1 protein-coding gene is annotated in these 544 nt (G+C 73.0%); it reads left to right on the forward strand.

Going from position 1 to position 544, the window contains the following annotated elements; genetic code table 11:
* On the forward strand, positions 1-504 hold a 504-nt coding region (locus tag ACNPM4_RS07415), incomplete at its 5' end, for a type 1 glutamine amidotransferase (protein ID WP_448985264.1).
* Between the last annotated feature and the right edge of the window lie 40 nt (positions 505-544).

The following is a 544-nucleotide window of genomic DNA, read 5'->3' on the forward strand; positions in this document are numbered from 1 at the left end:
GAGCGCGCGCCCGCCGCCGAGGCCATCGACCACGACCTCCCGACGCTCGGCATCTGCCTGGGCGCGCAGGTGCTCGCGCACGTGGCCGGAGGAGAGGTGAAGGCGAAGACCGGCCCCGTCGAGCGCGGGGCGACGCACATCCGTCCGACCCCGTCCGGCCGGGAGGACGCGGTGATCGCGACACTCGGCGACGGTGCCCCGATGATCGAGAACCACCAGGACATGATCACCCGTCTGCCGCCGCGGGCGGTGCTGCTCGCATCCAGCGACGCCATCGAGATTCAGGCCTTCCGGCTGGGGCGGCACGTCCGCGGCGTGCAGTTCCACCCGGAGGCCTCGGCCGCCGATCTCGCCCGCTGGGACGATGCCGCCTTGCGCGGAGAAGGACGATCCTTGGCGAGCCTGATCGCCGCCGCCGAGGAGGTCGACGCGCACAACACCGAGGTCAGCCGTGCGATCGTCGAGGCGTTCGCGGACGAGATCCTGGTCGGAGGGCGCGGGTGAACACGGCGGCCGCTCCGCTCGCGACGACGACGGTGGAGCG

This window comes from Microbacterium umsixpiens (genome assembly GCF_053543675.1).